The sequence below is a fragment of the Oceanicaulis sp. UBA2681 genome (assembly GCF_002354675.1).
Classification (GTDB): Bacteria; Pseudomonadota; Alphaproteobacteria; order Caulobacterales; family Maricaulaceae; genus Oceanicaulis; species Oceanicaulis alexandrii.
The window spans coordinates 1-23,316 of the sequence record NZ_DEMB01000006.1 but is presented as its reverse complement, the minus strand read 5'-3'; the positions used below and the strand labels follow the sequence as shown (position 1 = coordinate 23,316).

Below are 23,316 nucleotides of genomic sequence, written 5' to 3'. Positions count from 1 at the left end.
GGTCACCCCCTGCTGCAGAAATGAAAACGGCGGGTCACTGACCCGCCGTTTTTGTATTTGAGGCTTTTCAGCCTTCGTTTTCAGGCGGACGAGGCGGTTGCGGCGGCTGGGGGCGTTCATTGCGCGCTTCGCGTTCGCGGCGGCGCTCTTCAGCACGCTGGGCGGCCTCTTGCTGGCGCTGGGCTTGCTCGGCAGCTTGTTCGGCCCGCCGCCGTGCTTGGTCCGCCGCTTGCTCCATGCGGCGAGCTTCGTGCTCCGCCAGCTCGGCATGGGAACGCGGGTTGGGCTGTTTGGGCGGCGCAGGCGGCGCGCCGTCCAGCGTCATGGGCGGTGCGACGGGTTTGGGGGCTGGACCGCTTTGCTCCAGGATCAGTCGAATGCGGTCTCCCAGCTCGGTGGGATGGAAATCGAAACTCCAGTCCACCTGATCCAGATCGCCATTGGCCTGAGCTTCGGCCAGAGCGCGAGCGGCGACGCGCAGACTGTCTCTCACCACTTCCGCTGTGGCTTGTTCGATCGCCAGCTCGACGCTGTCGGAACTCTCGGATTCGTTGATGCGCACAGTCACGTCCTGTGCGGCATGACGCAGCTCTGACAGCGCTTCGCGCAAGGCGAGCGCCATTTCACGCTCGCGCACGCGCATGATCTGGCCGCTTTCGGAGATGGCCGCTTCCAGTTCGGCGCTGGCGCGTTCCAGCTCGGCGCGCTGGCTTTCCAGGCTAGCCACCGGAGCCGCCACTGCAGTCTCCGAACTGCGGCGCAGGGTGAACACCAGGCTGCCATCCTCTGAACAGCGAGTCAGCGTGTAGTCAAAGGGCAGGCGCGTATTCTCATCACCGCACACATGCTGGAAATTCTCCGCCGTCAGACCTTCCGCATCGCGCAGATCGGTGGACGACAGATTGACCGCTATGAATTGCGCATCTGAAAAACGGGTGTCGCGCAGATCGGCGAAACTCAGATCGGTGTTTTCAAAGATCACGTTGCGAAACAATCCGCCGCGCCCGTCCACGCCGCGCAGCCGGGCGCCGAAGAAGTGGGCGCGCATCAGATTGGCGTCACGCAGATTGGCCTGGCTGAGATCGGCTTGCCGGAAGACGGTGTCGGGCAGGTTGGCGCTGCGCAGATTGGCGCCGCTGAGATCGGAGAGGAGATAAACCCCGCCCTCCATATTCGCATCTCGCAGATTGGCGCCGCGCAGGCTGACCTGATGCGCGCGCAGGCGCATCATCTGCGCGTCTTCCAGATTGGCGCCATCCAGCTCGACATTCGACAAACGGGCTTCTGACAATGTGGCGTCGGTGAAATTCGCGCCGGACAGATTCAGGTCGATCAGCTGTGCGCCAAGAATCTGGGCGTCTGAAAAGTTCGCGCCGGAAAAGTCTCCGCCGATCATTTGAGCGCCGGCCAGATTGGCGTCAACAAAGTCACAGGATGGACAGTCGCCGCCGATCACGAGACGGCGATGGGGTTCGCCAGCCAGTCCCGGGGCGGACAAACACGTGCTCAGGGCCAAAGCCAATATGAATGTGCGGTATGGCATGGCAATAGATGTAATCCGCCTATGCATCAGGGGCGACTAAATTCGCAGTAAGATGCAGTGAACCTGTTCACCGACAAGGCGGAATTCTCAGGCCGGGCGGTAAAAGCGTGCTGGCGTCGCCGCATGCTGTATTGAGTTGAGCCTGGGTCAGGCCGCGTGCGGTTTCCATTTCGGCGCCGGACAGATTCGCGCCGTCGAGGCGTGCCCCTGTGAAATCAGCGCTGCCGAAATAGGCGCCCGCCGCTGTGGCGCGGCTCAGGTCGGCATAGGCGAAGCTGGCGCCGGTGAAGCGCGCGCCGAATAGGTTGGAGACGGACAGATTCGCTCGTGCGAAATTGGCGTGATTCATCGTCGCCAGGCTGAGATCGGCCTGGCGCAGACGGGCGCCTGAAACGTCAATATGGGGCAGATCGAGATAGCTCAGATCCGCCTGAAACAGATTGCAGCCCGGACAGGACTGACCGGCTTGAACCCGCGCGATTTCGCTGACGTTCTGGGCGAGAGCGCTGCCCGGCAAGGCCGCAAGCAGGCCAATAACGCAAAGAAACTGTTTCAACATGGCGCACACCTTGTCTGTTACCGGTCTGCCCTGCGCAAGTTTCAGGCCTGAACCCTAGACCTTTCCCGCCCAGCCGCAGGCGTCACAGCCCAGAAGCCCGGCGTTTTCAATCACGGTGAAATGACCGCATTCCGGGCAGGGATCGCCATGATAGTTCACGGCAGGCTCTTCCAGCCGCTCCACGGACGCGCCGCCCGCATGACCGCCGCCTGAGGCGGGCTTGGGATCAAACTCAAATCCCGTGCCTGCGGCCGGACTGTCAGAGCTTTCCGGTTTGGACCGGCTGCCCAGCATGACCACATTGTCGGGCAGCTGACCGCGGGAGAAGCCCTTGGAGATCAGGCTGGCGGGATCTGCTTCGCGCACCAGCTTTTCCTGTTCGACGCCTTTGCCAAGTCCGCCGGGATCATAGGGGTGGGCATCAGCCTGGGCGAGGTCTTCACGGCCCAGATAGCTCACCGCCAGTTCACGGAAGATGTAATCGAGGATCGAGCTGGCGTGCTTGATGGAATCATTGCCGCCCACCGCGCCCGCCGGTTCGAATCGGGTGAACAGATAGGCGTCCACATACTCTTCCAGCGGCACGCCGTATTGCAGGCCGATGGAGATGGAGATGGCGAAATTGTTCATCAGCGAGCGGAAGGCGGCTCCTTCCTTGTGCATGTCGATGAAGATCTCGCCCAGCTCGCCATCCTCGAACTCGCCGGTGTGCAGGTAGACCTTGTGGCCGCCCACAGTGGATTTCTGGATATAGCCCTTGCGGCGATCGGGCAGCTTGCGGCGCTCGGCGGCGCGCTCGACATATTTCTCCACCACGCGTTCGACGACACGCTCTTCAGCGATGACCGAACGGCGCACAGAATCGCCGGTTTCATATTCGATCGTGTTCAAAAGGTCATAGAGCGCATCGCCTTCACGGCGGATGGACAGGCCCGTCAGGCCGCGCCGCGCGCTGGAAGCGATCAAGGCGCCCAGCTCTTCAATGGAGCTTGAACCGGGCAGGGCCAGTTCCAGACTGGCTGAGCCTTCAAGCGCCTCTTCACAGGCCTCCGCCATCGCCAGTCGCGCCTCGGGGGCGGGGTCTGCGAATACGGCGCGCAATTCGGGGGGCAGCGTGTCGCAATCATCCAGGCGTCCTGCGCCATGCACATAGCGTTCGGCGGCGACCACTTCGAGGGGATCCACGCCGAGCTTTTCCAGAAGGCGAGGACCCGCCTCGTCAAAATGTTCAGGGCTCAGCCCGCATCTGCGAGCGACTTCTGCGCCCAGACTCCAGCGATTGATCGCAAAGCGTAGCGGCACGCCGTCGCTGAGCGCCGCGTCGATCCGGGCGAAGCCGGCCTGGTCGACGCCTGCGGCTTCCAGCTGGCTGATCCAGGGCGCGGAGTGCCCCGCCAGTGCGCCAGCGCCCAAGGCATGGCGGCGGGCGATGCCCTGTTCATGCTCGGACAAGCTGCTGAGCGCCGCGCTTACGCACTGGGCGAACTGACGGCCGCCGGGGGCGTCGAGGGCCGCAGGGGGGTGAACGCCTACTGATTCTGCGTCTACGAATCCCGCAGCCAGCGGGTCGGGCCGCGCCAGGCTGACGGGCGCGGGACATTCGCTGCGCAGTATGGTCAGAACATGTCGGGCGCGTTCTCGGGCCGTTTCACTGTCATAGGCGAGCGACAGGGCGGTGAGAGCCGCGCCCAGGCCAGCGATCACGAGCGCGCCGTTCTGATGCTCGGCGACTTGCCCCCACAGACGCGCCGCATAGGCCAGCCCGTCTTCATCAAGGCTCTGGCCGTCGATGAAGCGCGCCAGATTGAGCACGATAGCCGGGCTGACGCTCAACTCCGGCTCCTTGAAATGAAGCGCGGGCTTGCCGTGGGTCCAGACGGCTTCAGCCAGGCGGGTCATCACCTGGCGCGCACTTTGTCCATCTGCAAGCACGGCGTCGCTTTCGACCGCCTCAAAAAATTCTCGCCCAAGCTGAATGTCGGGCAGTTCGGCCGCGGGGGGCGTCGCGAACAGGCCTTGTTCAGGCGTGATCAGTCCCTGACGCGCGCGGGCTATGGCGCGCTCGATCATCGGGTCAGGCGCACCGTCGCGTCGGGCGGCGCGCACGGCGCGCGCCAGGGCGCGATTGCGACGCGGGTCAAAGCATTCATCGTCCGCGCCGTCGCAATTGACGCAGGCCAGCGCCACAGCTTCCAGACGTTCAGCCAGAACCCTTGCGCCCACATTGGCGGCGGCCTGGCCCATTTCCGCCGCGTTGAGATCATGCAGGGCTTCGGTCAGCCCTTCTGCGCCGATGGTCGATCGGCCTTCAGGCGGCAGCAGGCTCTCGCCCCGCCAGAGCGCCGCAACCGGCGCGGCTTCACGGTGCAACAGACTGGCGAGCAGTTCGTCGTGTGCGACGGCGTCACCCTCCGCCAGCGACTCAGCCAGCTCAGACAGGACATGGCCTGCATGGAGCTGTTCACCGGGTTGCGCCCCGCACAGCGTGACAAGCGCGGCGATCGTGCGCGTATCCCACCCTTGCGGCGTGAGCACCTGAACCTCGGCCTCTTCACCGATGGCGTCAGGGTCGGGATTATCCGCCTGTCGGCTCTGAAAGGCGAAATCATCCAGCGGCGAAACACCGTTTCGGGACAGGCGGCGGGGATTGCTCATGACGGCTCCTACCAGTCGGGCGCGCGAATCACCCTGATGGTACCGGAGGAGCGGGGGCGGAGTCGAAGCATGAACAGGGCGCTCTTAACCTGATCGTGGAAAACTGGCGATTACAGCGTCCCAGAGGCCACGCCCGCGAGCAGAAAGCATGGATTTGGCGCCCAATTGCGGGCGCATGACTGGACCCGCAGGGTGTGCAGGGGCATATAGCGGTCACAAGTATTTTTTGCGAAGGAGCACGCCATGCTTGGCCTGCTGTCAAAAGTCTTCACCTGGTGGAACGGCGCGTCTGCGGGCGCGGCCTGGACGATCTGGCGTTCTGGCGAGCTCGTCGGCGAGGATGAGTTCGGCAATAAATACTATCAAGAGCGCAAGGCCGGGACGGGCGCAGACGGCAAGACCCGCCGCTGGGTCGTCTATAACGGCTATGCCGACGGATCTCGGGTGCCGTCTGACTGGCACGGCTGGATGCACCACACCTTTGATGAAGTCCCCACCGATGCGCCGCTGCCGCGCAAAGATTGGGAGCAAGAGCATCAACCCAACATGACCGGAACGCTGCACGCCTATCACCCGACGGGATCCCTGATCGGCGGGTCGGCGCGTCAGCGTCAGGCGACGGCGGCCGATTACGAATCCTGGACACCGGGAGATTAAACTCATGCGTGGCGGCGCCGTTCTCGAAACCGTGCTGGGTCTGCTCGTGCTGGTCACCGCCGGCGCCTTCCTGATCTACGCCCAAGGCCAGATTGATGACGGGTCCGGGTCTGACGGCTACACGCTGACAGCCCGGTTCTCATCAGTGGGCGATCTAAACCGCGGCGCCGATGTGCGCGTGGCGGGCGTCCCGGTGGGAACGGTCACCACAGTGCGCCTCGATCAGGACACCTATTTCGCTGAAGCCGTGTTCGAGCTGAATGGCGAGATTCAGATCCCGGCGGATTCCACCGCCAAAATCGCCACTGCAGGCCTGATCGGCGGCGTCTTCATCGAGATCGAACCCGGCGGCGATGTGGACATGCTGCAAGCGGGGGAGGAGATTTCCTTCACCCAGGGCGCCGTGGACATGTTCGACCTCATCGGCCAGGCGGTGATGAACCGCGGCTCGTCCGGATCGGGCGGCTCGGAATCCTGAGCTGCGCCTTGGTCTCGCCTCAAACGCCTAACACAGTGATGACCATGATCCGCTCAATGATTGTTTCAGCTTCCTTGATCTCAGCGCTTGGCCTTGGTGCGCCTGTCCTGGCGCAACCGGTCGAGATGCAACAAGGTGTGGCGAACCAGCAATCAGCGCAGACCCGTGTGCAGGATGATCCTGATGCGCCGGAGCTGACCTCCGAGCCGGGCTCTGTCGTGGTGTTGCGCGGCCTTGATAAAGTCACGGCCCGCACCCGCGATTTCCAGGCCCCAATTGGCGAGGCTGTCGAGTTCGGCGCCCTGTCGATCACGGTTCAGTATTGCCGCAAGCGCCCGCCCGAAGAGCCGCCGGAAGTGTTCGCTTTTGTCGAGGTTGAAGACCGCCGCACGGATGGCTTCGGCGTTCAGGCGGAGGGAGAATTGATGTTCTCAGGCTGGATGTTCGCATCCAACCCGGCGCTCAACGCGCTGGAGCATCCGGTCTACGACGTCTGGGTGATTGACTGCAGAAGCTGATCGCCGGCCACGCCCTCGGGAAGCGTGAAAAAGTCAGCTGAGCGCTCGATCGCCTCATCCAGCTGCTCACGATACGCTTCTTGTGAGATCGTCTGCGCCCCAAAGCGCTTGAGATGGTCTGTGTTGAACTGGGTGTCCAGCAGCGTGTAGCCGCCAGCGTTCAGGCGCGCCACCAGAGACACCAGCGCGACCTTGGACGCGTCCGTCTCGCGCGAGAACATGCTTTCGCCGAAGAACGCGCCGCCCAGGCTGACCCCGTACAACCCGCCCGCCAGCTTTCCATCCTTCCACGCTTCGATGGAATGAGCGTGACCGGCGGCGTGCATATCCAGATAGAGCATCAGGATCTGATCATTGATCCAGCTGTCCTCGCGCCCGGGCGCGGGAGCGGCGCAGCTGCGCACCACCGTCTCGAAACAGCGATTGACGGTCAGGGCGAACTCATCGCGCCGGACAATCTTTTTCAAGGATTTGGGAATGTGAAACCCATCAAGCGGGATGACGCCGCGCTCATCAGGTTCCAACAGGTAGACACGGGTGTCGCTGCGCGACTCCGCCATCGGGAAGACCCCGCGTGCATAGCACGCCAGCAATTCCTGAACGCCGAAGCCGCGCATGACAAATACTCCGCGCTTATGAGCCCTGGCGCTTGGCCAGCCAGCTTTCCAGCCAGCGGATATGGTAATCCCCGGTCAGGAATGCAGGCTCTTCCAGAAGGGCCAGGTGCAACGGAATGGTCGTCTCGACACCGCTGACGACCATTTCGGACAGGGCGCGTTTCAGGCGCAACAAGGCTTCTTCACGATCACGCCCGTGCACGATCAGCTTGCCGATCATGGAGTCATAATAAGGCGGGATCTTGTAGCCGGTATAGAGCGCGCTATCGAGCCGGACGCCCAGGCCGCCCGGCGCATGGAACTCGGTCACCGTGCCCGGTGAGGGCGTGAAGGTTTCCGGGTTCTCCGCATTGATGCGGCACTCGATGGACCAGCCTTCCAGCTTGATGTCGTCCTGGGTGAAGCTCAGCTCATGCCCTGCGGCGACGCGGATCTGTTCGCGCACCAGGTCGATGCGCGTGATCGCCTCGGTCACCGGGTGCTCCACCTGGAGACGGGTGTTCATTTCGATGAAATAGAACTCGCCGTTCTCATAGAGGAACTCCACCGTGCCGGCGCCGCGATAGCCGATCGCTTTCACAGCATCCGTCACGGTTTTGCCGATCTTGGCGCGCGCCGCCTCGTCGAGGGCGACGGAGGGCGCTTCCTCGAGCACTTTCTGGTGACGGCGCTGCAGCGAGCAGTCGCGCTCGCCCAGATGCACCACATTGCCATGAGTGTCGGCGATGACCTGGATCTCGATATGCCGCGGCTGACCGAGATATTTCTCGATATACACAGCGCCGTCGCCAAAAGCCGCCTGGGCTTCAGAGGACGCCGTTTGCAGCGCGCTTTCAAGCTTATCTTCGGTCTCTGCGACTTTCATGCCGCGACCGCCGCCGCCGGAGGCGGCCTTGATCAGCACAGGGAAGCCGATGGATTTGGCGACCTTGCGCGCTTCATTCATATCGGTGATCGCGCCGTCTGAGCCGGGCACGACCGGAATACCGGCGTCCACAGCGGCTTGCTTGGCGGTGATCTTGTCGCCCATCAGGCGGATCGTGTCTGCGGTCGGACCGATAAAGGTCAGGCCGTGCGCTTCCACGATTTCGGCGAAGCGCGCGTTTTCCGACAGAAAGCCATAGCCGGGGTGGATTGCCTGGGCGCCGGTGATTTCGGCGGCGGCCATGATGGCGGGCACGTTGAGATAGGACCGGCCAGCGGGCGGCGGACCGATGCACACGCTTTCATCGGCCAGCTTGACGTGCATGGCGTTGGCGTCGGCTTCGGAGTGAACCGCCACCGTCTTGATGCCCATTTCCTTGCAGGCCCGGTGGACCCGCAAGGCGATCTCGCCGCGATTGGCGATAAGGACTTTATCGAACATGAGCGACCGCCTAGCTGATGATGAACAGGGCTTCGCCGTATTCCACCGGTTGGGCGTCATCGACCAGAAGCTCGGTGAGCGTGCCCGATTTGGACGCGGTGATGGGGTTGAAGGTCTTCATGGCTTCAACCAGCAAGATGGTGTCGCCTTCCTTCACGCTGTCGCCGGCTTTCTTGAACTGGTCCGCTTCAGGAGAGGGACGCAGATACACAGTGCCGACCATGGGAGACGTCACGGCGCCCGGATGGCTTTTCGCGTCGGCGGCGCTGACGGCAGCCGGCGCTTCAGGCGCGGACGCCGGCGCAGGCGCGGGGGCCGCAGCCATGGGCGCAGGAGCAGGCTGAGTCGCGTAAACAGCGGGCGCAGCGGTGATTTCGCGCGCGACGCGGATACGCATTTCGCCTTTTTCGACTTCGATCTCGGTAAGATCGGTGTCGTTGAGAATATCGGCCAGCTCGCGCACGAGCTTGGAATCGACCTGCGGGTTCGACGTGGTGGACGCCATAGGTTTACTACCCTTTCTAGTCATTATTTCGCACGCGCCTGCGCCAGTTGCACAGCGGCTCTAATCCCCAGCTCATAGCCGCGCGCGCCTAAACCGCTGATGGTGCCAGCGGCGGCAAGTGACACATAAGAGACAGCACGAAAGGCCTCTCGCGCAACAGGCTGGGACAGATGCACCTCAATTGCGGGCGCGTCCACCCCTTTGATCGCGTCCAGCAGCGCTATGGAAGTATGGGTGTAGGCGGCGGGATTGATCACAATGGCCGAGCCCTTGGCGCCGGCGGTGTGAATCAGCTCCACCAGCGCGCCTTCATGATTGGTCTGCTCAAACACCAGCCCGACGCCCAGCGACTCAGCCGTCTGGCGGCACAGCGCTTCGATATCGGCGAGGGTGGTGGTCCCGTAGATCTCAGGCTCACGCGTTCCCAGCAGATTGAGATTGGGGCCGTTGAGCACGAAGACGGGTTTGAGGTCAGACACTTTTGTTCACTCCGGCCAGGCTGAAGGGCGCCAGCGCGCCTTGACTGCCAGCCTTGGTTCTACGACCTCATAGGGGTGTGAACAAGCAAACCCGTGCGTGGGAAGCAGGTCATGAGCCAGATCGACGTCGAGCTGAACGGGGAAACCCGCCAAATCCCTTCAGGCTTAAGCCTGAAAGGCTTGCTGGAGCATCTTGAGCTCGATCCGCGCAAGGTCGCTGTCGAACGCAATCTCGAAATCGCGCCGCGTGACGGCTATGACGCGATTCGAATCGAGACCGGCGACCGGCTCGAAATCGTGCATTTTGTCGGAGGAGGGTGAGCCATGACGGCCCAGACCCAGTTACAGGACGACGCCCCGCTGGTCGTGGCGGGGCGGAGTTTCAAGTCACGCCTGATCATCGGCACCGGCAAGTACAAGACCTATGAGCAGAACGCGCAGGCGCTGGTCGCTTCAGGCGCGGACATGATCACGGTGGCGGTGCGCCGGGTGAATTTGTCTGACCCCAGCCAGCCGCGGCTCGTCGATTTCATTGATCCCAAAGAATACACCTTCCTGCCCAACACGGCCGGTTGCTTCACCGGCGAGGATGCGGTGCGCACCCTGCGTCTGGCGCGCGAAGCGGGCGGTTGGGACCTTGTGAAGCTCGAAGTGCTCTCTGACCCAAAGCACCTCTATCCGGACATGGCCGAAACCCTCCGAGCGACCGAAATGCTGGTCAAGGAAGGGTTCGAGGTGATGGTGTATTGCTCTGACGATCCGGTCTACGCCAAGCGCCTGGAAGAGGCGGGCGCCTGCGCGATCATGCCCCTGGGCGCGCCGATCGGGTCAGGGCTGGGCATTCAGAACCCGGTGAATATTCGCCTGATCATCGAAGAGGCCAAGGTGCCGGTGATCGTGGATGCGGGCGTCGGCACGGCGTCTGACGCCGCGGTGGGCATGGAGCTGGGGTGTGACGGCATTCTGATGAACACCGCCATCGCCGAAGCGAAAGACCCCGTTCGCATGGCCAAGGCCATGAAGCATGCCGTTATCGCGGGCCGTGACGCCTATCTGGCGGGGCGGATGCCGAAAAAGCGCTATGCCGATCCGTCGAGCCCGCTGGCGGGCCTGATCTGAGGCGCTTGCGCGCGTTCTTATAATGTTCCAAGATGTCCGGGTATCGGGAGGACGCCATGGAACAACGTGTTTCTATGATTACGCTCGGGGTTTCAAATCTCGCACGCGCTCGCGCCTTTTATGAGGGGATGGGCTGGTCCGCACTGCCGTCCGAGAGCGATCAGATCGTCTTCTTTGATCTGAACGGAGTGATCGTGGGTTTGTTCGGCGGCGAGGCGTTGGACGCAGATATGGGGCGTCAGAACCCGACGAACGGTCGCATCGCTCTTGCGTATAATGTGCGCAGCCGCGATGAGGTGCAGCCGATTCTTGATCAGGCAGCGCAGCTGGGCGGGTCTGTGCTCAAACCCGGTGAAGACGTCTTCTGGGGCGGGCATTCAGGCTATTTCGCTGATCCGGACGGACATGCTTGGGAGGTCGCGCACAATCCGTTCTGGCAGATCCTTGAAGACGGGCGGATCAAACCTGAGCCGCCCGCCTGCTGATCAGCGAGACCGTCGCAGCGCTTCTGCGCCCAGCGGCAGGTCGTCCTGCACCTCGGCGCAGACCGGACGCGAAACGCGTTCGCCGCGGCCCAGCAGGGCCTGTTCATGCTCACGCATGGCCGTGCCGCCCATGCAGGGCAGGACATGGCTGATTTGCAGCATTCCGCGATCCGCCATGCTGCGCATGACTGCGGCGGCGAGGGCGTCGCTGACCAGGGCGTTCACCTGCCAGGCGCGCTCCGCCCCTGACCCGGCGCCATAGGACCGGCCTGACGGGCCGACCATCAGCTGGGTGTCAGTCTCTCGCAGACGGATGGGAACAAGCGGCAGCCATTCCGGCCCCGCATAGGGCGGATAAGTGGTGTCCCAGCGGGCCCCGACGCTGAACCAGGGGCTGTCATAGAAAAAGGGAAAGATGTTGAAAACGCGCCAGTATTCGCCTGTGGCCCAACCGGCTTCGTCCACGCCAGGCCAATAGGCCTCTCGGCGGGCGGAAACCGGTTCGTTCAGGATGACCCGACCGGTCAGGCGATCTTCGATCCAGACGCGTCCCAGCAAGGCTGCATCCATGTGCGAGCCGAAATCAGGGCCATCGACCTGATCAAAATCCAGCGAGATGACATACCGGGCCTGATTGCGATCGGGCGCGGCGAGCCCCGCCTGCTCCAGCGCGGCTTCAAAACGGGGGCGCAAGATCGAGCGGTTGGGTTCTGGCAGAAACCAGGAAAACCGGGACGTTCCCGTGACCGGACCAAGCGCCATCTGATGATAGAAGGGGCTGGCGGCGTCGACACGGAGGGTCTGGGTGTCCAGAGGCTGCGGGGCCTGGCGCGCGGATATGGCGTCGCGGCTGGCGCAAGCGGTCAGGGTCAGCGCCGCACAGGCGGCCACAAGGATCGTCAGGTGTTTCATCATCCCCTCCAGGTTCGGGGCGATGATTAACCACAAGCGGAAAACAAGCTGTAAACGGCGCCGGGACTTGTCCCGGCGCCGTCAGTCATCACGATTAACGCGACAGTGCTTCATTCACCAATCGGTCCAGGCCTTCGATGTCAGCGCCAGGAACGACTGTGTCTCCGACAATAAAGAAGGGCGTGCCCGTAATCCCGATCGCCTGAGCCAGCTCGCGCACATCGCCGAGCTGACGGGTGATCTCGTCTGAGTCCATTTCGGCGCGCATGGCCGCCACATCCACGCCGGCGGTGACGGCGAAGGCGTCGATCCGTTCATCGGGCAGGGGGCCGCTGGCGTTCATCAGGGCGTTGTGAAACGCTTCGTAGGATTGAGGCGCGATCCGCCAAACCGCCAGCGAGGCGCGCGAGGCGTTGGTGGATTGCTCGCCGCGAATCGGGAATTCCTTGAAGACAAAGCGCACCTGATCGCCATGCTCTTCCAGGACCGACTGGATCCATTCATTGGAGACTGTGCAGTACGGACAGCGATAGTCAAAGAACTCGACCACCGTGACGACCGGATTTTCCGCGCCGACGACCGGGTCGCGGGCGTCTGCATACAACCGGTCTTCGCTGGAGGTGACAGCGCCGAGCATGGCGTCCTGTTCACGCTGGCGGGCGCGGCGCTGCAGCTCGATCAGCGCTTCCTCGATGATCTCGGGATTGGTCAGGATGTAGTCGCGCACAATCTGCTCGATTTCGGCGCGATTGGCGGGTTCTTGCGCCGGGGCGCAAGCGGTCATGCCGAGAGCGGCGGCGAGGGCGAGCAGCAAGATGCGCATGAAAACTCCAGTTATCAGTCAGAAATCATTTGGCCCCGCGTTTAGCGCGGTTCGACGCACAGGCACAATCACAAGCCCGTTTAAGGCTGTAACAGAGCGCCGCGATCCAGATGTTGGAAGTTTGGCTGACGTTCGCGCTCGCGGCGGTTCCAGTCGCGCATTTCCCGGCTGTCCGGGCGGGTGACCGCCAGGATTTCCGTCGCGCGAATCCAGGCCTCAGTACCGCGTTCAAGCTCTTCATGAGCCCGCGTGGCGAAAATGTGGGCCTGCATCTCGTCGCCGACCGCATAAGCGCGTTCCGCTGTGGACAGTTCGGCCATGGCGGTTTCACCCAATTGCTGGTGCGCCAGAGAGCGCTGGAACCAGGCGTAGGGGTTTTGCGGTTCGCTCACCAAGGCCATGCGCAACTGGCCGAGCGCCTCACGGGCGTTCGCCTCGTTATTGGTGGCGATCAGCGCAGAGGCGTAACCGATGCGCAAGAGCGGCGCATCGGGCAGCAATTCAATGGAGCGGCGATAAGGCTCAAGCGAGCGGTCGATAAAGCCGCTCTCATAAAGCATCTGGCCTTTGAGCTCATGAAAATAGGGATTGTCGGGTTCAAGCTCGAGCAAGTGATTGACCGCACGCTCGGCGTTGTCGGTCAGGCCTTGCTTGTAATAGGCCACTGCGCGGGCATAGCGCGCCGGGATTGAAGTGTCGCTTTCAGGATAGCGCGAAAAGGTTTGCGCAGGCGGCGCCATGAATCCGATGATCTTGGCCTGAAGCCGTTGCAGCTCGGCGATCTCCTCGTCGCTGTCGGGAACATCGGCGAAGTCGGAGGCTTCCACATTGCGGCGCAGCGCCGCCACCCGGTCTGAAGACAGCGGGTGAGAGCGGAAATACTCCCAGCGGCGTTGAAACGAGATGCGTTCCTGGTAAGCGAGGCGTTCAAACGTCGCCACCAGACCGCGACCTGATTGTCCGGTTTCGGTGAGAAACCGCACGGCGGCCTGATCGGCGGAGGCTTCCTGGGCGCGGGTATAGGTCAGCAGGTTCAGCTGACCAAATTGCGGAGCGGACGCCATGATCGCCGCGCCTGCATCGGGCGCGCCGGCAAGGGCTGCGATCAGCCCCACGCCCAGCGAGGCGGCCATGGTGGCCAGGCCCGCCCGGCTGGCTTCGCCGCGCCGGATGATGTGGGCGCCTTCGATATGGCCGATCTCATGGGCGATCACGCCCTTGATTTCGTTTGGGCTCTCTGCGCGAACAATGGTGCCGGTGTTGAGGAAGATGTTCTGTCCGCCGGTGACGAAGGCGTTGAACTCCATATCGCCGACCAGATAGAAATCCACTGCGCTCACATCGAGCCCCGCCGCAACCAGCAGCGGGTCGGTGTATTCGCGCATGGCGCGCTCGGTCTCGGTGTCCCGGATCAGGCCCTGTGCGTGAGCGCCTGAGAGACTGGTGAGCGCCAGACCGACCGCGGCGGCGATGCAGGTCGCGCCGGTCTTAAGAGAGGTGAGCATACGCAATGCAAGCGTCCTTCGTGTCAGCCAGCCTCGGAAGACAACAGTCTATCCTTCTGTCCGTCTGCACGCCAGAAAACGTGAGAACGGCGCCGGAAGTGTGACCACCGGCGCCGTTCACGTGATCAGCTCAGGCCCAGGAACTTGGACGAGCGCTGCCACCAGCCGCGTTTCGCGGGGCGGTTCTCGTCTGATCCTTCGTCCTGGCTCGCCTGATCAGCCTCTTGCGGGGCCGTGCCAGACGGCTCGCTATGAGCGGGTTCGGCGTCGCTCTCGCTGGCGGTTTGAGGCTCCGGCGCAGGCGCGCTGGCCTGCTCCATGGCTTCGCGCGCCGCCGTATCGGTCGTGTCAGCCTCTGCAGCGGGCTCCGCTTTCTTGCGGCGGGTCCGGCGCTTGGGCTTGTCGGCGTCCGTCTGAGCGGCCTCTTCGCTGGACGCATCGCCTTCGGCAGACGCTTCAGCGGCGGGCGCGGCCTTCTTGCGACGCGTGCGTCGCTTGGGCTTGTCCTCAGCCGCATCACCCTCAGCAGCTGCCGGGGCGTCTGCGTCAGATGCTTGAGCCTCCGGAGCGTCTGATGCGTCGTCGGCGGGCTTTTTACGCGTGCGGCGGCTCCGCTTGGGCTTGGCTGGCGCGTCCTCGGCATGGGCGGCGCTGTCTGCTTCCGCCGGTGTGCCCTCGGCCTGCGCTTCAGAAGCGGACGCGTCCTGAGCGCTCGTCTCCGCCTGACTTGCGTCATCCTGAGCCGCTTCGCTCTGGCCGGCGGGCTTGCGACGACGGCGGCTGGGGCGTTTGCGCCGGGGCGGCGTGTCTTCACCGTCAGTCTGAGCGCCAAAGGGTTCAGATTCAGACGGTTCGATCACTTGCAGGCCTGCGACCTCATCGGACGCTTCGGCATCCCGGGACGTCGAAGCGGTTCCGGATTCGCCATCGCTATCCTCGGTCGCGTCCAGAGCGGCCTGGGCGTCCTCTGATGATCCGGCCTCGTCATTGCGCTTGCGGCGATTGCGACCGCCGCGGCGGCCGCGACGACGGCGTTTCTTCGAGCCGTCTTCATTGGTCTCGTCAGAGGCGGAGCGAGCCGGGCGCTCGTCGCGTTCCTGACGCTCTTCACTCGCCTCCGCTTCGTCCGCATCCTCGATGTCATCGTCTTCATCGATGTCTGCGACAACTGCGGCTGCGCTGGTCAGCGGGGTGTCGGCGCGGGCGGCTTTCGCTTCGGCGCGCGCCGCTTCGCTGCGGCTTTCAAGACGTTCGAGCGTGCAGTCCGGGCGGATTAGGCTGTCATCCGCGTCCACAGTCACGCTCATGTCATAGCGCGCTTCAATCGCGGTGAGATGATCGCGCTTCTCGTTGAGAATATACAGCGCCACTTCCGGCGCGCAGAGCAGGCGCGCTTTGGACGTGCGGCCGCGAACGCCTTCCTCTTCCAGAGCGCGCAGGGCCACCAGAGCGCTGGATTCGATCGAGCGCATATGGCCCGAGCCCTGACAATGCGGGCAGACATTGCTCGACCCTTCGACCAGCGAGGTGCGACGGCGCTGACGGCTCATCTCCATCAGGCCGAATTGCGAGATGCGGCCCACTTGCAGGCGGGCGCGGTCACGCTTGAGCGAGTCCTTCATCTTCTTTTCGACGGCGCGAACGTTTTTGTTCTCGTCCATGTCGATGAAGTCGATCACGAGCAGGCCGGCGAGGTCGCGCAGACGCATCTGGCGGGCGGCTTCCTCGGCCGCCTCCATATTGGTCTTGAGCGCGGTTTGCTCGATATTGCGTTCCTTGGTCGCCTTGCCCGAGTTGACGTCGATGGAGACCAGCGCCTCGGTCGGGTTGATGACGATATAGCCGCCCGATTTCAGCTGCGCGACAGGCGAATGGATCGCCTCGAGCTGGCTTTCCACCTGATGGCGCAGGAAGAGCGGCGTGGCGTCGCGATAATGCTGAACCTTCTTGGCGTGGCTTGGCATCAGCATGCGCATGAAGGCCTTGGCCTCCTTGTACGCGTCCTCGCCTTCCACCAGCACCTCGTCGATCTCCTTGTCGTAGAGATCACGGATCACCCGTTTGACGAGATTGCCTTCTTCGTAAATCAGCTTGGGCGCGCTTGATTCCAGCGTCGTGGTGCGGATCGTCTCCCACAGCCGGATCAGATAATCATAGTCGCGCTTGACCTCGACCTTGGTGCGCGCTGCGCCTGCAGTGCGGATGATCAGGCCCATGCCCTGAGGCACGGCCAGTTCGGACACCGCCGATTTCAGACGTTTGCGATCGGGTGCGTTGGTGATCTTGCGCGAAATGCCGCCGCCGCGCGCGGTGTTGGGCATCAGCACGCAATACCGGCCGGCCAGCGACAGATAGGTCGTCAGCGCCGCGCCCTTGTTGCCACGCTCTTCCTTGGCGACCTGCACCAGTAGCACCTGACGGCGCTTGATCACTTCCTGGATCTTGTAGCGGCGCATGAACGAGCGGCGACGGCGCGCCGCTTCATCGATCAGATCGTCTTCATCGGGCGTCGGCGCGTCGTCATTGTCGTCGTCAGGACCGGCGTCGTCAGTCAGATCGCCGGTCGCTTCAGCTTCCGCTTCGCGCAGCGCTTCGCGATCCGCATGCGGGATCTGGTAGTAATCAGGATGGATCTCGTTGAAGGCGAGAAAGCCGTGCTTGTTGCCGCCATATTCAACGAATGCGGCCTGTAGCGAAGGCTCTACACGCGTGACCTTGGCGAGATAGATGTTTCCGCGAATCGGCTTTCTGGAAGCCGACTCAAAATCGAATTCCTCAACCCGATTGTTGTCGACAATCACCACCCGGGTCTCTTCCGGGTGGGCGGCGTCGATCAGCATTTTGCGTGACATTAAAATACGCTCCATACCGCATGGCGAAAGCCGCGCTCAACGAGGAGGCGGCTTCGGACGTACGGCGATTGTTGCAGGAACGCGCTCGGCGGCGATCTGTTCTTACTAAAGATGATCTCGCGGCGGGAGCGCGCATCATGGGTCTGTCCTTAACCGGGCAGGGGCGCGTCCTGATTCGGAGCGTCGCCCGAGCGCCAGTCATTCTGGCTTTTGGCGCCGGCGGCGGGCGTGAGCCCTCCCGCGTCGTCCAGAAATCTGTGTGCTTTGAAGATTTGCGCCCTGGGGCGGATCTTCAAGGGTGTTCATATGGGCGGCGCGCGAACGCGCCTGATCCCGATCTCGAACATAATCACATTGCACGAGAATGTCGCCAATGAAAAGCGAGCTACACCGTGTTAGACTCTCGGTAAGGACTCGCTAACCGAATCTCAAGGCGTGGCGTTTTACAGTGGTTTTATCGGAGCATTTGCGCGACTTAAAATGACGCAAAGCCCGTTTGGGACTTCGGCATGGTGGTGGTCGGAATGCGATTTTTAGCGGGTCTTGTTGCTTGCGCCCTGGCGTTGTCCGCAGGGACTGCGCTGGCGTCTGACATTACGAATGTGCGCTTTGGCGCTTATGAGACCCACACCCGCATCGTCATTGAAAGCGAAACACCGCTTGATTCGCGCGCCTTTACGCTGGCTGAGCCGGTTTCGCGTCTCGTGGTCTCCTTTGACCAAGCGGGGTGGAGCGTTCCCGGCCTGCCTAATCGACAGGGGCAAGGCGAGGGGCTGGTGGGGCGGTTCCAGTTTGACGGGCAGGCCGGTGCGCCGCGTCTGGTTTTTGCGCTGAACTCGCCGTCCACTGTTGATCATCATTTTTCGCTCGCCCCTGATGGCGGCGGCTACCGCACCGTGGTGGATCTAGCGCCTGTGGGCGCCGCGGCGTTTCAGCAAACCTCGGGCTTTCCGTCCGAAAGCACCAATATGGCGCAGTTCCTTGTGGAAAACGCGGTCGTGTCGGCGGCGCCGCCGGCTTGTGAAGCGGTGCGCGTGGTGATCGATCCCGGTCATGGCGGCCGTGATCCCGGCGCGCTGGCGCGGTTCGGCGGCGGGGATGAGGCGGACGTCAATCTGGCGGCCGGTCTGGTCCTGCGCGACATCCTGAACACCACCGGGCGCTATGAGGTCATCATGACCCGGGACCGTGATGTTTATGTGGACCTGTATGACCGCGTCGAGATCGCGCGCCAGGCCGAGGCGGACCTGTTCATTTCCCTCCATGCAGACTCGGCAGGCAATTCTACGGGGCCTGAGGGCGCGACCGTCTATTCGATGAATCACCGGGCCGTGGACCGCGCGCGCAGCCGCGCCATCAGCCAGGGCGACTGGGTGGACCCCAACCGTCCCGAAGAGGTCTCTCGCATCCTCGTCGAGATGTCCCTGACCAACAAGGAAAGCCAGTCTGAACGCTTCGCGGATGCCCTACGCACCGAAGTCGGCCGGGTGCAGCCCTTGTTCCGCGAGACGGCCATGCGCGCCAATTTTGCGGTGTTGATCGACGCTGAAGTGCCAGCGGTCCTGTTTGAAATGGGCTTTTTGACCAATCGCAATGACGCCCGGCGTCTGAACAGCGCCACGGACCGGCGGCGGCTGATGCAATCGGCGGCGTCCGCCATCGATGAGCACTTCTCTCATTGCCAGGGCGGCGGCCCTGATCGCTATATCGCCCAGAATGCGGTGAGCGCCTCCAGCACCCGTTAATCCGGAGCTGTGCGGAATCCGTCATTGGGTTGACGCCTGAGACACGCCATAATAGCGCCATGTGCGGGCGTCAAAAGGCGGGGGCGGGCAAGCCTTGCGCGCCGTCTAAGAGGGCAAGATGAAGCTGTTGAGTTGGAAAAACGCGTTGCGCGCCTTGATTTGGGGTGCGGGCGCGGCGGTGGTTCTGGGCGTGGTGGCGGCAATCGCCATCGCTGTCTATGTGGTCCGCGTCACCGAAGACCTGCCTGATTATCAGCAGCTTGCCGAATATGAACCCCCGATCATGAGCCGGGTGCATGCTGGCGACGGGCGCTTGATCCAGGAATATGCCATCGAGCACCGCGTCTTCGTGCCGATCGAAAACATCCCGCCCTTGGTCATCGACGCCTATCTGTCCGCCGAGGACAAGAATTTCTACAATCATGGCGGCGTGGATTATCTGGGCATGATCCGGGGCGGCATCCGCTCGGTGATCGCGCGTCTGCGCAACCCCAACGCGGCGTTGCAGTCTGGCTCCACCATCACCCAGCAGGTGGCCAAGAACTTCCTCTTCAGCTCGGACCAGCGCATCGACCGCAAAATCCGCGAGATCGTCATTTCGCGCCGGATGGAACGCGCCTTCACCAAGGACCAGATCCTCGAGCTTTATCTGAACGAGATTTATCTGGGCAACCGCGCCTACGGCATCGCCGCCGCAGCTCTGAACTATTTCGACAAATCCCTGGACGAGCTGGAATTGCACGAAGCGGCCTATCTCGCAGCCCTGCCCAAAGGGCCGAGCAATTACCACCCGACCCGCAATACCGAAGCCGCGATCGGTCGGCGCAACTGGGTGCTCTCGCGCATGATCGCCAATGGCGTCATCAGTCGTGAAGAGGGCGAAGCGGCGATGGAAATGCCGCTGGAAACCGCCGAGCGGCTGGATGGAGACGAATATCTGGCGGCGGAGTATTTCGTCGAGCAGGTGCGCCGCGAAGTCTTCAACCGCTATGGCCAGGACCAGCTCTATGAAGGCGGGTTGTCGATCCGCACCACGCTGGACACCCGCATGCAGCTGGCCGCCCGTGCGGCCTTGCGGGATGGGCTTGAGACCTATGATCGCCGCCACGGCTATCGCGGTCCCGTGACACGGATGGAAAACTTTGACGCCTGGCCGGACCAGTTGGCCGAGATTGAGCCGCCCGCAGACCTCGATGAAGGCTGGCGTCTGGCTGTTGTGCTTGAGATGACGGACAGCGATGCGCTGATCGGGTTCGCTGATCGCACCCGCGGTCGCATCCCGCTGTACGCCCTGGCCTGGGCGCGTGAACCGCGCCGGGATGAGAACGGCTTTCCGCGGACCGGCGGCGCCATTAATCGTCCGTCTGACGTCTTCGAGCTGGGTGATGTGGTCATCGTGGAAGATCTGGTCGCCGAGGATGCGCCGGAGCAAACCGTTGAGGACGACCATTACGGCCTGCGGCAATTGCCGGACGTCAATGGCGGCATTGTCGCCATTGACCCGTTTACGGGCCGGGTTCTGGCGATGGTGGGGGGGTATTCCTTCCAGCACAGCCAGTTTAACCGCGCCGTGCAGGCGCGTCGCCAGCCGGGGTCTTCGTTCAAACCGTTTGTCTATGCTGCCGCTCTTGAAAACGACTATACGCCCGTCTCCATCATTCTGGACGCGCCTTTCGTGGCGTCGGGCGACGCCGAGATGCGCTTTTATCGCCCGCAGAACTATTCGGAGGTGTTTTACGGACCCTCCACGCTGCGGCGGGGGCTGGAGCTGTCCCGGAACGTCATGACGGTGCGCTTGGCGCAGGATATGGGCATGGCGCCGATCGTGGATATCGGCGAGCGGACGGGCATTTATGACGACCTTCAACCCACGCTCGCCATGTCGCTGGGCGCGGGTGAGACCACGCTGATGCGTCTGATCGGCGCCTATGGCGCTCTGGTCAATGGCGGCCGCCTGATCGAGCCGGCGCTGATCGACCGGGTTCAGGCCCGCTCGGGCGAGACGATCTATATTCACGACCAGCGCGAATGTATCGGCTGTGACGTGCCCGGCGGCTATGACCCCTCCCTGCATGAGCCGCAATTGCCCGAATTGGGCGAGCAGGTGATCGACCCGGTCACTTCCTATCAGATCGTACATATGCTCGAAGGCGCGGTTCAGCGCGGCACCGCCACGGCGCTACGTTCGCTGGGCCGTCCGCTGGGCGGCAAGACCGGCACCACCAATGACTTCCACGACGCCTGGTTTGTGGGGTTCAGTCCTGATCTGGTGGTCGGCGTCTATGTGGGCTTTGACACGCCCAGGCCGTTGGGTTCGGGCGAGGCGGGCGGCCGTGTCGCTGCGCCGGTGGCGGCCGATTTCCTGGGCGCGGCGCTTGAGACCTATTCCGTGGCGCCGTTCCGCGTGCCCGACGGGGTGAGCCTGGCGCCGATTGATCGCGAGACTGGCGAGCCATCCGTCATCGGACGTCCTGGTGTGATCCTGGAAGCGTTCAAGCCCGGCACCGAGCCTCAGCGCGGTCAGACCGATGCGGAGGAAACGCTGAGCTTTGGCGCCAATGCGTTGGGCGTGGATTTCTCTTCGGGCGCGCAAGACGATGCAGACGACGATGATGATGATGACGAGGACGCACTGGGCGGGCTTTACTAGCGCTCAGCCTCGCCGTTTCACACGATGACAACAGGCGCAGTCCCTTGTCCGGGGGCTGCGCCTCGTTTATCGACCCGATCCGACCCTTTTCCCAGACTATCAGGAGATCCGCCATGCGCGCCGAGATCGCTGAACTTAAAGACGCCATCGAACAGTCCACCGCCTTGCTACGGAGGCGTCTTTGACTGGCCTACGGCTGAGAAACGACTCGATGAACTGAACGCCAAGGCTGAAGACCCCGGCTTGTGGGATCGGCCCTCAGAGGCGCAGGCGCTCATGCGTGAGCGCAACCGGCTGGATCAGTCCATGACCGAAGTGCGCGAGATCGACACCGACCTCGCCGATACACTTGAGCTGGCCGAGATGGCTGAGCTGGACGGCGATGACGCGCTCTATGAGGAGGCGGCGACCGCGCTGCGTGGGCTTAAAGCGCGCGCCGGCAAGGCTGAACTGCAAGCCTTGTTGTCTGGCGAAGCGGACAGCAATGACAGCTATCTGGAAATCCATCCCGGAGCCGGCGGCACCGAGGCGCAGGACTGGGCCTCCATGCTGGCGCGCATGTACACGCGTTGGGCGGAGAAGTCCGGCTACAAGGTTGAGGTGATTGAGGCCCAGGCCGGTGAAGAAGCCGGGCTGAAATCCATTACCCTTCTGATCAAGGGCGAGAACGCCTATGGGTGGCTGAAAACCGAAGCGGGCGTGCACCGCCTGGTGCGCATCTCGCCCTATGACAGCTCCGGTCGCCGTCATACCAGTTTCGCGTCGGTCTGGACCTATCCGCTGGTGGACGACACCATCGAGATCGAGATCGAGGACAAGGATGTGCGCGTGGACACCTATCGCGCCTCCGGCGCGGGCGGTCAGCACATCAACAAGACTGATTCCGCCGTGCGTCTGACCCACGAGCCCACTGGCATCGTCGTCGCGTGTCAGACCGATCGCTCGCAGCACAAGAACCGCTCGAATGCGTGGACGATGCTGCGCGCCCGGCTTTACGAGCTGGAGCTTCAAAAGCGCGAGGAGGCGGCCCAGGCAGATGCGGAATCCAAGACCGATATCGGCTGGGGGCACCAGATCCGCTCTTACGTGCTGCAGCCCTATCAGATGGTCAAGGATCTGCGCACCAATGTGGAGACCTCGGACACCAAGGGCGTGCTCGACGGCGATCTCGATCAGTTCATGGCGGCGACGCTGGCGATGAATGTGAGCGGCAAGAGCCGGGCCGAGGCGCAGGGCGAGGATTGAGCCTGTCTGAGGCCTTGGCGGGCGTCGGATTTGGGTATTTGGAACCAGAAAGAGAAGTGAGGCGCGCATGACCGACCCCGTGGATCTGGAGGCCAGCGCGCAGCTGGTGGAGCTGGCCGCCGGGCGGCTCAGCGTTGAGGCGCTGATGGAGGCGACGCTGGCGCGGGTGGCGGCGCGCAATGGCGCCTGCAATGCGGTGGTCTCGCCGCGTGATCCCGAGGAGGTCATGGCAGCGGCGCGGGCCGCCGACCGGGCCGAGACGCGCGGGCCGCTGCATGGGCTGCCGGTGGCGATCAAGGATCTGGCCGATGCCAAGGGCCTGCCCACCAGCCATGGCTCGCCGGTCTTTGCCGGGCAGATTGCGCAAGGCGACAGCCTGCATGTGGCGCGGATGCGCGCGGCGGGGGCGATCATCATCGGCAAGACGAACACACCTGAATTCGGGTTGGGCAGCCACACGTTCAACCCCGTCTACGGCCCGACGCGGAACCCCTATGACCACACACGCTCGGCTGGCGGGTCTTCGGGCGGGGCGGCGGCTGCTTTGGCAACGGGGATGCTGAGCATTGCGGACGGGTCCGACATGATGGGCAGCCTGCGCAA

21 protein-coding genes are annotated in these 23,316 nt (G+C 63.2%); 10 read left to right on the top strand and 11 right to left on the bottom strand.

Features of this window, described 5'->3' with window-relative positions; all coding sequences use genetic code 11:
• Window positions 1–67 precede the first annotated feature (67 nt).
• The 3 genes from B3M53_RS04285 to B3M53_RS04275 all read right to left on the bottom strand — a co-directional run bounded on the left by B3M53_RS04285 (window position 68) and on the right by B3M53_RS04275 (window position 4,757).
• On the bottom strand, window positions 68–1,498 hold the full coding sequence (locus B3M53_RS04285; RefSeq protein WP_273019901.1) for a pentapeptide repeat-containing protein: 1,431 nt from the start codon (window positions 1,496–1,498) through the stop codon (window positions 68–70).
• Between the two features lie 112 nt (window positions 1,499–1,610).
• Window positions 1,611–2,102, bottom strand: coding sequence for a pentapeptide repeat-containing protein (locus tag B3M53_RS04280; RefSeq protein WP_022699687.1), 492 nt, complete (start codon window positions 2,100–2,102; stop codon window positions 1,611–1,613).
• A gap of 54 nt (window positions 2,103–2,156) precedes the next feature.
• The gene (locus tag B3M53_RS04275; protein ID WP_273019903.1) at window positions 2,157–4,757 is read right to left on the bottom strand and encodes a hypothetical protein; all 2,601 of its coding nucleotides are present in this window, start codon (window positions 4,755–4,757) and stop codon (window positions 2,157–2,159) included.
• A 243-nt stretch (window positions 4,758–5,000) separates the two neighbouring features.
• Here B3M53_RS04275 and B3M53_RS04270 point away from each other — a divergent pair, with 243 nt between their 5' ends.
• From B3M53_RS04270 to B3M53_RS04260, 3 genes are read left to right on the top strand one after another with little or no spacing between them, the layout of a single operon-like run.
• Window positions 5,001–5,414, top strand: coding sequence for an NADH:ubiquinone oxidoreductase subunit NDUFA12 (locus B3M53_RS04270; protein ID WP_022699685.1), 414 nt, complete (start codon window positions 5,001–5,003; stop codon window positions 5,412–5,414).
• Between the two features lie 4 nt (window positions 5,415–5,418).
• The gene (gene mlaD, locus B3M53_RS04265; protein WP_273019905.1) at window positions 5,419–5,892 is read left to right on the top strand and encodes an outer membrane lipid asymmetry maintenance protein MlaD; all 474 of its coding nucleotides are present in this window, start codon (window positions 5,419–5,421) and stop codon (window positions 5,890–5,892) included.
• 56 nt (window positions 5,893–5,948) lie between these two features.
• Entirely contained in the window at window positions 5,949–6,410 is a 462-nt protein-coding gene (locus B3M53_RS04260) for a DUF2155 domain-containing protein (protein ID WP_273019907.1), read from the top strand.
• Here B3M53_RS04260 and aat read toward each other — a convergent pair.
• From aat to aroQ, 4 genes are read right to left on the bottom strand one after another with little or no spacing between them, the layout of a single operon-like run.
• On the bottom strand, window positions 6,377–7,027 hold the full coding sequence (gene aat, locus B3M53_RS04255; RefSeq protein ID WP_022699682.1) for a leucyl/phenylalanyl-tRNA--protein transferase: 651 nt from the start codon (window positions 7,025–7,027) through the stop codon (window positions 6,377–6,379). The genes B3M53_RS04260 and aat overlap by 34 nt on opposite strands.
• A gap of 16 nt (window positions 7,028–7,043) precedes the next feature.
• Window positions 7,044–8,393 (bottom strand): acetyl-CoA carboxylase biotin carboxylase subunit, encoded by a 1,350-nt coding sequence (gene accC, locus B3M53_RS04250; RefSeq protein ID WP_160091573.1) that lies wholly within the window; start codon window positions 8,391–8,393, stop codon window positions 7,044–7,046.
• Window positions 8,394–8,403: 10 nt separating this feature from the next.
• A complete protein-coding gene (gene accB, locus B3M53_RS04245) occupies window positions 8,404–8,898 on the bottom strand; it encodes an acetyl-CoA carboxylase biotin carboxyl carrier protein (protein ID WP_022699680.1) in 495 nt (164 codons plus the stop codon).
• Between the two features lie 23 nt (window positions 8,899–8,921).
• Complete coding sequence (gene aroQ / locus B3M53_RS04240) at window positions 8,922–9,377, bottom strand: type II 3-dehydroquinate dehydratase (RefSeq protein WP_273019910.1); 456 nt, start codon at window positions 9,375–9,377, stop codon at window positions 8,922–8,924.
• A gap of 111 nt (window positions 9,378–9,488) precedes the next feature.
• On the opposite strand from aroQ, the gene thiS reads away from it, so the two are divergent.
• From thiS to B3M53_RS04225, 3 genes are read left to right on the top strand one after another with little or no spacing between them, the layout of a single operon-like run.
• Window positions 9,489–9,698, top strand: a complete 210-nt coding sequence (gene thiS / locus B3M53_RS04235) for a sulfur carrier protein ThiS (protein ID WP_022699678.1) — start codon at window positions 9,489–9,491, stop codon at window positions 9,696–9,698.
• A 3-nt stretch (window positions 9,699–9,701) separates the two neighbouring features.
• Complete coding sequence (locus B3M53_RS04230) at window positions 9,702–10,496, top strand: thiazole synthase (protein ID WP_273019912.1); 795 nt, start codon at window positions 9,702–9,704, stop codon at window positions 10,494–10,496.
• A 56-nt stretch (window positions 10,497–10,552) separates the two neighbouring features.
• Window positions 10,553–10,981, top strand: a complete 429-nt coding sequence (locus B3M53_RS04225; protein WP_273019914.1) for a VOC family protein — start codon at window positions 10,553–10,555, stop codon at window positions 10,979–10,981.
• On the opposite strand, the gene B3M53_RS04220 is transcribed toward B3M53_RS04225, so the two are convergent.
• From B3M53_RS04220 to B3M53_RS04205, 4 genes are all read right to left on the bottom strand, one after another.
• Window positions 10,982–11,893 carry a hypothetical protein gene (locus B3M53_RS04220; RefSeq protein ID WP_273019916.1) on the bottom strand — a complete coding sequence of 304 codons (912 nt, stop codon included), beginning with the start codon at window positions 11,891–11,893 and terminating at the stop codon, window positions 10,982–10,984.
• Between the two features lie 94 nt (window positions 11,894–11,987).
• Window positions 11,988–12,716 (bottom strand): DsbA family protein, encoded by a 729-nt coding sequence (locus tag B3M53_RS04215; protein ID WP_022699674.1) that lies wholly within the window; start codon window positions 12,714–12,716, stop codon window positions 11,988–11,990.
• An 80-nt stretch (window positions 12,717–12,796) separates the two neighbouring features.
• Window positions 12,797–14,221 carry a M48 family metalloprotease gene (locus B3M53_RS04210; RefSeq protein ID WP_022699673.1) on the bottom strand — a complete coding sequence of 475 codons (1,425 nt, stop codon included), beginning with the start codon at window positions 14,219–14,221 and terminating at the stop codon, window positions 12,797–12,799.
• A gap of 125 nt (window positions 14,222–14,346) precedes the next feature.
• Window positions 14,347–17,073: an Rne/Rng family ribonuclease gene (locus B3M53_RS04205; RefSeq protein ID WP_273019918.1), complete on the bottom strand. Its 2,727-nt coding sequence runs from the start codon at window positions 17,071–17,073 to the stop codon at window positions 14,347–14,349.
• Between the two features lie 524 nt (window positions 17,074–17,597).
• Here B3M53_RS04205 and B3M53_RS04200 point away from each other — a divergent pair.
• The 4 genes from B3M53_RS04200 to B3M53_RS04185 all read left to right on the top strand — a co-directional run.
• A complete protein-coding gene (locus B3M53_RS04200) occupies window positions 17,598–18,818 on the top strand; it encodes an N-acetylmuramoyl-L-alanine amidase (RefSeq protein ID WP_273019920.1) in 1,221 nt (406 codons plus the stop codon).
• Between the two features lie 118 nt (window positions 18,819–18,936).
• On the top strand, window positions 18,937–21,468 hold the full coding sequence (locus B3M53_RS04195) for a penicillin-binding protein 1A (protein WP_273019922.1): 2,532 nt from the start codon (window positions 18,937–18,939) through the stop codon (window positions 21,466–21,468).
• A gap of 113 nt (window positions 21,469–21,581) precedes the next feature.
• Window positions 21,582–22,713, top strand: a protein-coding gene (prfB, locus tag B3M53_RS04190) for a peptide chain release factor 2 (protein WP_286799671.1) whose coding sequence is annotated in 2 segments (ribosomal slippage) — window positions 21,582–21,650 and window positions 21,652–22,713 — 1,131 coding nt in all. Because the reading frame shifts where the segments join, the coding sequence is not laid out codon by codon here.
• Between the two features lie 67 nt (window positions 22,714–22,780).
• On the top strand, window positions 22,781–23,316 hold a 536-nt coding region (locus B3M53_RS04185), incomplete at its 3' end, for an amidase family protein (protein ID WP_286799670.1).

What these genes read in the sequence shown, in the direction of transcription:
- B3M53_RS04280 (WP_022699687.1), bottom strand. Translation starts at nt 2,102, where the DNA reads ATGTTGAAACAGTTTCTTTGCGTTATTGGCCTGCTTGCGGCCTTGCCG.
- B3M53_RS04275 (WP_273019903.1), bottom strand. Translation starts at nt 4,757, where the DNA reads ATGAGCAATCCCCGCCGCCTGTCCCGAAACGGTGTTTCGCCGCTGGAT.
- B3M53_RS04270 (WP_022699685.1), top strand. Translation starts at nt 5,001, where the DNA reads ATGCTTGGCCTGCTGTCAAAAGTCTTCACCTGGTGGAACGGCGCGTCT.
- mlaD (WP_273019905.1), top strand. Translation starts at nt 5,419, where the DNA reads ATGCGTGGCGGCGCCGTTCTCGAAACCGTGCTGGGTCTGCTCGTGCTG.
- B3M53_RS04260 (WP_273019907.1), top strand. Translation starts at nt 5,949, where the DNA reads ATGATTGTTTCAGCTTCCTTGATCTCAGCGCTTGGCCTTGGTGCGCCT.
- aat (WP_022699682.1), bottom strand. Translation starts at nt 7,027, where the DNA reads ATGCGCGGCTTCGGCGTTCAGGAATTGCTGGCGTGCTATGCACGCGGG.
- accC (WP_160091573.1), bottom strand. Translation starts at nt 8,393, where the DNA reads ATGTTCGATAAAGTCCTTATCGCCAATCGCGGCGAGATCGCCTTGCGG.
- accB (WP_022699680.1), bottom strand. Translation starts at nt 8,898, where the DNA reads ATGGCGTCCACCACGTCGAACCCGCAGGTCGATTCCAAGCTCGTGCGC.
- thiS (WP_022699678.1), top strand. Translation starts at nt 9,489, where the DNA reads ATGAGCCAGATCGACGTCGAGCTGAACGGGGAAACCCGCCAAATCCCT.
- B3M53_RS04230 (WP_273019912.1), top strand. Translation starts at nt 9,702, where the DNA reads ATGACGGCCCAGACCCAGTTACAGGACGACGCCCCGCTGGTCGTGGCG.
- B3M53_RS04225 (WP_273019914.1), top strand. Translation starts at nt 10,553, where the DNA reads ATGGAACAACGTGTTTCTATGATTACGCTCGGGGTTTCAAATCTCGCA.
- B3M53_RS04220 (WP_273019916.1), bottom strand. Translation starts at nt 11,893, where the DNA reads ATGAAACACCTGACGATCCTTGTGGCCGCCTGTGCGGCGCTGACCCTG.
- B3M53_RS04215 (WP_022699674.1), bottom strand. Translation starts at nt 12,716, where the DNA reads ATGCGCATCTTGCTGCTCGCCCTCGCCGCCGCTCTCGGCATGACCGCT.
- B3M53_RS04210 (WP_022699673.1), bottom strand. Translation starts at nt 14,221, where the DNA reads ATGCTCACCTCTCTTAAGACCGGCGCGACCTGCATCGCCGCCGCGGTC.
- B3M53_RS04205 (WP_273019918.1), bottom strand. Translation starts at nt 17,073, where the DNA reads ATGTCACGCAAAATGCTGATCGACGCCGCCCACCCGGAAGAGACCCGG.
- B3M53_RS04200 (WP_273019920.1), top strand. Translation starts at nt 17,598, where the DNA reads ATGCGATTTTTAGCGGGTCTTGTTGCTTGCGCCCTGGCGTTGTCCGCA.
- B3M53_RS04195 (WP_273019922.1), top strand. Translation starts at nt 18,937, where the DNA reads ATGAAGCTGTTGAGTTGGAAAAACGCGTTGCGCGCCTTGATTTGGGGT.